Genomic DNA, 6,661 nt, shown 5'->3' with positions numbered 1-6,661 from the left:
GCTAAGTAAAGAAACGATTAAAAATAGGTGGGCCTAAGCTTCTCATAAGTTTCTGGCCACTATTCTCAGGGACTTATTTAAAAATCGTGAGTCTTTGAGATGAATTACGCGCTGCAATCTTTCCTCGCCATCGTTTCGATCAAGCGATGAGCGCGCGGAGACATCACATGAGGGTATTGCTGGTTGAAGACGATCGGATGATCGGTGAGTCGGTATTGGGCGCGTTGAAAGATGCGAGTTATGCAGTGGATTGGGTGCGCGACGGAAAGTCAGCGCTACTCAGTATTTCTACCCATATCTACGATGCAATTCTGCTCGATCTCGGCCTGCCCGGCACCGATGGCATCGACGTATTGCGTAGCGTGCGCCAGACGCAGAATCGCGCGCCGCTGATCGTGACCACCGCGCGCGATTCGGTCGAGGATCGCATTCGCGGTCTCGACGAGGGCGCGGACGATTATCTGATCAAACCGTTCGACATGTCCGAGCTGAAAGCCCGCATGCGCGCGGTGATCCGGCGGCGCGGCGGGCAAGCCGCGCCGATCCTTTCGAACGGCACGATATCGCTCGATCCCGCCACGCGCGAAGCCACGCACGGCGACGTCACCGCGCGCCTGTCCAGCCGCGAATTCGCCTTGCTGCAAGCGCTGATGATTCGCCCCGGTTCGATTCTTTCGCGCGCCGAACTCGAAGATCACATCTACGGCTGGAACGAGGAAGTGGAAAGCAACGCGGTCGAATTCATCATTCACACGCTGCGCAAGAAACTCGGCGCGGCCGCGATCCGCAACGTGCGCGGCGTCGGCTGGATGGTGTCGAAGCCGGCATGACGCGGTCCTTGCAGTTCAGGCTGTCGGCATGGCTGTCGGCGTCTGTCGTATTGATGGCGGTGATCGGCGGGGTGATCGCGTTCAAGACCGCGTTTCACGAGGCCAACGAGTTGCAGGACGGGCAGTTGCTGCACGTCGCCGCGCTCATCACGCCGCGCACGCTCGAAGTGATGGAACACGAAGCGCTCGATAACGTCGCGGGCGCGGACCCCGAATCGCGTCTCGTGATTCAGACGATGGATCAGCGCGTGCCGCTCGATCTGCCGCACAGCTTGCCCGATGGTCTGCAAAACGAGATCGTGCAGGACGAGACCTGGCGGCTGGCGATCAAGACGCTGAAAGACGGCACGCGCGTGATCGTTGGCCAGAAAACCGTCGGGCGCGATGAGATCGCGAAGAACAGCGCGCTCGCCACGGTCATGCCGTTCGGCTTGCTGGCGCTGTTGCTGCTGATCGTGCTCCATCTGCTGGTCAGGCATATGTTCACGCCGCTGACCGCGCTTTCCACCAGTCTCGATGCCCGCGCCGAGCATGATCTCTCCGCGCTCTCCGGCGACGATTTGCCGAGCGAAATCACGCCTTTCGTGGTCGCGATTAACCGGCTGCTGGCGCGCGTGGAAACGGCGGTGGCCGTGCAGCGCCGCTTTGTCGCCGATGCCGCGCATGAGTTGCGCTCGCCGCTGACGGCGTTATCGATCCAAGCGGAAAGGCTGCACGAAACACCGCTTTCGCATGTCGCCCGCGAACGGCTCGATGCCTTGCGCAGCGGTCTGCGCCGCACGCGCGCGCTGCTGAATCAGTTGTTGACGCTGGCGCGTTTGCAGGAACGCCGTCAGGACGAACGCGCGACGCAGCGCGTGCAGGAAGTCTTTCGCAATGTGCTCGAAGATCTGGTGCCGCTGGCGGAAGAGAAGGATATCGATATCGGTGTATCGAGCGATGAAGATGTTGTCGCGCGCGCGCCGCAGGCCGATCTCACCATCCTGATCCGCAATCTCGTCGATAACGCCATTCGCTACACGCCCGCAGGCGGCCGCGTCGATCTGTCTACAGGCGCGCACGATGGCCGCGCGTGGATTCGTGTCAAAGATACGGGGCCGGGCATTGCGCCGGAAGAACGCGAGCGCGTGTTCGACCCGTTCTATCGCGTGCTCGGCAACGATGCAGACGGCTCGGGTCTGGGCTTGTCGATCGTAAATACGATTGCGGCGCGTATTGGCGCGCGTGTCGAACTGGCCGATGCGAAACCGCACGGGCTGATAGCAATCGTCAGGCTCGAAACGTAGCGCGTCGCTCGCGGTTGCTTCGACCGACCAATCGATGATAAGAGAATACGGTCGATCGGAGCGGAGCAAAAAGCAATGCAAGAGCAGTTGAGCGCGAGTCGCGCGGTGTTGTGGGCGGCGGCTTTATCGCTTGGAAGCGCGATTGCGCTCGGCATGGCGCGTTTCTCCTACGCGCTGCTTTTGCCGCCGATGAAACTCGATCTCGGCTGGACCTTCGCGCAAGCCGGCGCGATGAACACGGCCAACGCGCTGGGTTATCTGCTCGGCGCGCTGTGCTTTCCGCGCCTCTCTCGTCGATGGACGCCCGCGACCTTGCTGCTCGCCGGCTGCGTCAGCACGACGTTACTTCTTGCCGCAAGCGGTCTCGTGTTTTCCACTTCTCTGCTATTGGCGTTGCGCGTGGCCGCGGGCATCGGCAGTGCGCTGGTGTTTATCAGCGGCGGCGTGCTGGCAGCGCAACTCGCGTCGCTGAGCACGCGCGGCGCGGGTCTGTTGCTCGGGCTGTATTACGGCGGCACGGGATGGGGCATCGTGGCGTCGTCGGTGCTGGTGCCGTTCACGGTCTTGCCCGCGCTGCACGGCTGGCGATACGCGTGGTTCGCGCTCGCCGCCGTCTGCGTTGCGTGCTCAATTATCGCGACGGGCGCGGCGCGGCGTATTGAAACGAGTCATGCGCGGCGGGCGCGGGCATCGGATAACCAGGCGGCTCAGGCGTCGCATGGCACATGGGGCGCGCGCATCATTCCCGGCCTGATTGGCTACGCGATGTTCGGTATCGGGTATATCGGCTACATGACGTTTATCGTCGCGCTGCTGCGCACAGGCGGGATGAGCGCGGCCACCATCAGCGGCTTTTATATTTTGCTCGGCGCGGCGACCGTCGTGTCGGCGCGCTTGTGGTCCGCGCTGCTCGATCGCATGCGCGGCGGACAGGCGCTCGCGGTCTTCAATGCGCTGCTCGGTATCGCGACGCTGGTGCCCGCGTTCGTGATGCATCCGCTGGCGGTGTTCGTGTCGGGCTCGGTGTTCGGCGCGACGTTCTTGTTGGCGGTGGCATCGACCACGGCTTTCGTGCGGCATAACCTGCCGGCCAGTCAGTGGGCGAAGGGAATCAGCGCGTTCACCATCGTGTTTGCGCTCGGGCAGATTGCGGGGCCGGTGGTGATCGGCTGGGTATCGGATAGTGCGGGATTGGAGCGCGGAATCGTGTATTCCGCGCTCGTATTGCTCGTGGGCGCTGCGGTGGCCGCGTGTCAGCGGCCACTTGCATGACGAGATTTAAACGATGCCCGTCAGGTAGTACACCGTAATCACAAAGAACACTGCCAGCGTCTTGATGATCGTCACCGCGAAAATGTCCTTGTACGATTCGCGGTGCGTCAGCCCGGTCACCGCCAGCAGCGTGATGACCGCGCCGTTATGCGGCAACGTATCCATGCCGCCGCTCGCCATCGCGACCACGCGATGCAGCACTTCCAGCGGAATATGCGCCGCATTCGCGCCTGCGATAAACGTATCCGACATTGCCGCCAGCGCGATACTCATGCCGCCCGACGCTGATCCCGTGATGCCCGCCAGCGCACTCACCGAAATCGCCGCGTTGACCAGCGGATTCGGAATGCTCTTCAGCGCATCGCTGACGACGAGAAAGCCCGGCAGCGCCGCGATCACGCCGCCGAAACCGTATTCCGATGCCGTGTTCATCGCCGCGAGCAACGCGCCCGCGACCGCCGCGCGCGTGCCCACAGCAAAGCGCTCTTTCACGCGCGAGAACGCCGTCAGCAAGACCAGCACGATACCGAGCAGCAACGCGCCTTCTACGGCCCAGATCGCGACCACGGTTTTGATCGCCGTGGTCACCGGCGCGTGCACGCCTGGCAGCACTTCGGGCGCGACCGTGTAGCTCGCGCCGTACCACGTCGGAATCCACTTGGTCAGCGCGAAGTTGGCGACGCCGACGAGAATCAGCGGCGCAATCGCCAGCACCGGATTCGGCAGACGCGCGGATTCGACATGCTCCGGTTCGTTGACCAGCGAGGTGCCGTAGCCTTCGCCCTTGGCCATCGCGGAGCGGCGGCGCCATTCCAGAAACGACAGACCGACCACGATGATGAACACCGAGCCGATCACGCCGAGCCACGGCGCGGCCCAGCCGGTCGTCTTGAAGAACGTCGTCGGAATGATGTTCTGAATCTGCGGCGTGCCGGGCAGCGAGTCCATCGTGAAGGAGAACGCGCCGAGCGCAATCGCACCGGGCATCAAACGCTTCGGAATATTGCTTTGTCGATACATCTCCGCCGCGAACGGATACACCGCGAACACGACCACGAACAGCGACACGCCGCCGTAGGTGAGCAGCGCGCACACCGCGACGATCACCGCATTGACGCGCGATTTGCCGATGTACTTGATCGCCGCGACGACGATCGCTTCCGAAAATCCGGACAGTTCGATGACTTTGCCGAACACCGCGCCCAGCAGAAACACGGGGAAATACAGCTTCACGAAGCCGACCATCTTCTCCATGAAGATGCCGGAAAACACGGGTGCGACGGCGGCGGGTTCGGTGAGAAGGACCGCCGCGAGGGCGGCGATCGGCGCGAAAAGAATGACGCTGTAACCGCGATAAGCGGCCAGCATCAGGAACGCCAGAGCGGCGAGCACGATGATGAACGACATTGAGTGTGAGTCTCCAGGAATGTTTGTTTTTGCTGCCTCTCGTGGAGGCGCGCGCGTTTTGACAAGTATTCGCAAAGGTATCGCGACGCGCGGGCGAATGCAGTAACCGTGCCAGTGCCTTGTCTGTCAGGCCTGACGGGCGTTTGCAACCACTGACCATAGCATGACCGTTCGATATGTCGAGAAAATGTCTCAGATCGGAGACGACGAAAAACGTTCTCGCCTCGCGAAAGCCCGCGAAAACACCGAGATACGGGATGTCTCCAAATTGAGATAATCCGTCTCGATAAAGAGAAACCGGAGACAAAGCAGGATGCGCAACGACTGGATCAACGTTCCCGCCGATTACGGCGACGTCATGCGTCGCGCGATGGAATCGCTGTTCAAGACCTTCGAAAATCTGAGCGAAGGCACTTTTATCGTCGATGCGGACGCGCGCGTGGTCTGGATCAACAAGCGCTACGCCGCGCGCTTCGGCTTCTCGGATCCGAACGAGGCCATCGGTCTGGATTGCGAGTCGGTGATTCCGAACAGTTTGATGCGCGAAGTCGTCGCCACCGGCAAGCCGATTCTGCTCGACGTGCTGGAAACGGATCGCGAACCGCTGGTCGTTACGCGCCTGCCGCTCAAGGACGATCGCGGCGTGACGGTCGGCGCAATCGGCTTCGCCCTGTTCGATGAGATGAAGGCGCTCACGCCGCTGTTCGCGCATTACTCGCGCGTGCAGCAGGAATTGATCGCGACGCGGCAATCGCTGGCGCAGGCGCGGCGCGCGAAATATACGTTCGCGAGTTTCGTCGGCACGAGTGCCGCGAGTCTCGAAGTGAAGCGTCAGGCGCGGCGCGCGGCCTTGGTCGATTCACCCGTGCTCTTGCTCGGCGAAACCGGCACCGGCAAGGAACTGCTCGCGCACGCGATCCACGGCGCATCGACGCGGGCGGCGAAACCGCTCGTCACCGTGAACGTCGCGGCGATTCCTGACAATCTGCTCGAAGTCGAATTCTTCGGCGCGGCGCCGGGCGCGTACACGGGCGTGGAGAAGAAAGGACGCATCGGCAAGTTCGAACTGGCGCACGGCGGCACGCTGTTTCTCGATGAAATCGGCGATATGCCGCTGCCGCTTCAGGGCAAGCTGTTGCGCGTGTTGCAGGACAAGGAGTTCGAGCCGATCGGATCGAACCGGATCGTGCGCGCGGATGTGCGGATTATCGCGGCGACATCCGCGGATTTGCCGGCGCTGGTCGCGGCGGGGCGGTTTCGCGCAGATCTGTTCTATCGGCTCAACGTGCTGACGATTCACGCGCCGCCCTTGCGCGAACGTCTGGGCGATATCGAATCGCTCGCTTATACGATTCTCGAAGAACTCGCGGGCGAGAGCCGGATCGGCCATTTCACGCTGCATGCGGACGCGCTGCGTTTGCTGACCGCCTACACGTGGCCGGGCAACGTGCGCGAACTGCGCAACACGCTCGAACGCGCGCTGATGCTTTCCGACAGCGAACATATCGATGCCCGCGCCATCTCCGCTTTTATCGATGCCGGCCGGATCGCGCCCGAGCCTGAACCGAAAACCGACGCCACTTCGTACACCGACGCCATGACCGACTTCGAACGCCGCTTCCTGTCCGATGCCCTGCGCGCCAGCGGCGGACGCGTGCCGGACGCGGCAAAGCGAATCGGCATCGGAAGGGCGACGCTTTACAAGAAGATCGCGGCTTTGGGTATCGACGTATAAGCGACATATAAGCGCGGTCAGTTTTTGTCATACGAGCGCGTTCGCACACACGGCGAAACAGGCGCGAAAGCATTGCGTGGCATACTCGCGAGGTCCGCGCGGCGCCCGCGCTCGATCGATAAAAACGACTG

The 6,661-nt window shown here is 62.2% G+C and carries 5 protein-coding genes; 4 read left to right on the top strand and 1 reads right to left on the bottom strand.

Features of this window, described 5'->3' with window-relative positions:
* Window positions 1-167: 167 nt before the first annotated feature.
* The 3 genes from P7F28_RS25350 to P7F28_RS25340 all read left to right on the top strand — a co-directional run bounded on the left by P7F28_RS25350 (window position 168) and on the right by P7F28_RS25340 (window position 3,388).
* The gene (locus tag P7F28_RS25350; protein ID WP_277187526.1) at window positions 168-830 is read left to right on the top strand and encodes a response regulator transcription factor; all 663 of its coding nucleotides are present in this window, start codon (window positions 168-170) and stop codon (window positions 828-830) included.
* Complete coding sequence (locus P7F28_RS25345) at window positions 827-2,116, top strand: ATP-binding protein (RefSeq protein WP_277187525.1); 1,290 nt, start codon at window positions 827-829, stop codon at window positions 2,114-2,116. Before P7F28_RS25350 ends, P7F28_RS25345 begins: the two co-directional genes overlap by 4 nt.
* Window positions 2,117-2,191: 75 nt before the next feature.
* Window positions 2,192-3,388, top strand: a complete 1,197-nt coding sequence (locus tag P7F28_RS25340; RefSeq protein ID WP_277187524.1) for a YbfB/YjiJ family MFS transporter — start codon at window positions 2,192-2,194, stop codon at window positions 3,386-3,388.
* 6 nt (window positions 3,389-3,394) lie between these two features.
* On the opposite strand, the gene P7F28_RS25335 is transcribed toward P7F28_RS25340, so the two are convergent.
* Window positions 3,395-4,795: a GntP family permease gene (locus P7F28_RS25335; protein ID WP_277187523.1), complete on the bottom strand. Its 1,401-nt coding sequence runs from the start codon at window positions 4,793-4,795 to the stop codon at window positions 3,395-3,397.
* Between the two features lie 313 nt (window positions 4,796-5,108).
* Here P7F28_RS25335 and P7F28_RS25330 point away from each other — a divergent pair, with 313 nt between their 5' ends.
* Entirely contained in the window at window positions 5,109-6,530 is a 1,422-nt protein-coding gene (locus P7F28_RS25330; RefSeq protein ID WP_277187522.1) for a sigma-54-dependent Fis family transcriptional regulator, read from the top strand.
* The last annotated feature ends 131 nt before the right edge of the window (window positions 6,531-6,661 follow it).

The organism is Caballeronia sp. BR00000012568055, assembly GCF_029439455.1.
Classification (GTDB): Bacteria; Pseudomonadota; Gammaproteobacteria; order Burkholderiales; family Burkholderiaceae; genus Caballeronia.
This window is presented reverse-complemented; position numbering and strand designations above follow the sequence as displayed.

What these genes read in the sequence shown, in the direction of transcription:
- P7F28_RS25350 (WP_277187526.1), top strand. Translation starts at nt 168, where the DNA reads ATGAGGGTATTGCTGGTTGAAGACGATCGGATGATCGGTGAGTCGGTA.
- P7F28_RS25345 (WP_277187525.1), top strand. Translation starts at nt 827, where the DNA reads ATGACGCGGTCCTTGCAGTTCAGGCTGTCGGCATGGCTGTCGGCGTCT.
- P7F28_RS25340 (WP_277187524.1), top strand. Translation starts at nt 2,192, where the DNA reads ATGCAAGAGCAGTTGAGCGCGAGTCGCGCGGTGTTGTGGGCGGCGGCT.
- P7F28_RS25335 (WP_277187523.1), bottom strand. Translation starts at nt 4,795, where the DNA reads ATGTCGTTCATCATCGTGCTCGCCGCTCTGGCGTTCCTGATGCTGGCC.
- P7F28_RS25330 (WP_277187522.1), top strand. Translation starts at nt 5,109, where the DNA reads ATGCGCAACGACTGGATCAACGTTCCCGCCGATTACGGCGACGTCATG.